Genomic DNA, 575 nt, shown 5'->3' on the forward strand with positions numbered 1-575 from the left:
GTAGGGCAGTTAGAGTTTCGTTCTTTTTCACCCGAGCCAGAGACCGGTTATGTTCATTTAGTTTACTTGTTGCCTGAAGTTCGCGGTTCTGGTTTGAGCCAGCAAGTTCAGGTCTACCTCGAATCAGAATTAGCACGAGCTGGCTGTAATCGTGCTGTGCTTTCCGTGAGTAGAACGAACGCAAGGGCGTTAAGGTTCTATAAGCGTAATGGTTGGGTATATTGTCGCCCTAATCCGAAGTCATGATGAAACCGATTTTTACCAATTGCAGCTGCGCGCCTAACAAAGCGAGTATGGCGTCAATAGTTAATTTTTCGCCATATTTTCATTCCACATAGTTCCGTCTCTTAGCATTGAATTCAGGATCACAACCATCTTTCTAACACAGGCAATGATGGCTACTTTTTTGGGTTTTCCTGCTTCCAGTAATCGCTGATATGTGGTCTTAAAAACAGGGTTAGATTGCATTGCAGACATCATCGCCATATACAGGACTGTACGCACCTGAGCGCGCCCACCTTGGATAATTCGTTTGCCTTTATAGCGGCCACTTTCTCTATTCATGGGAGCAACAC

At 45.0% G+C, this 575-nt stretch carries 1 protein-coding gene and 1 pseudogene; one reads left to right on the top strand and one right to left on the bottom strand.

The annotated features are described in order from the left end of the window. Nucleotides 1-283, top strand: a pseudogene (locus CIK04_RS31400) (GNAT family N-acetyltransferase); the annotation flags it as partial. Between the two features lie 23 nt (nt 284-306). On the opposite strand, the gene CIK04_RS31405 reads toward CIK04_RS31400, so the two are convergent. Continuing rightward, nucleotides 307-575: transposase (locus CIK04_RS31405; RefSeq protein ID WP_142995054.1), on the bottom strand; the 269-nt coding region annotated here is incomplete at its 5' end.

The sequence above is a fragment of the Vibrio sp. 03_296 genome (genome assembly GCF_002265885.1).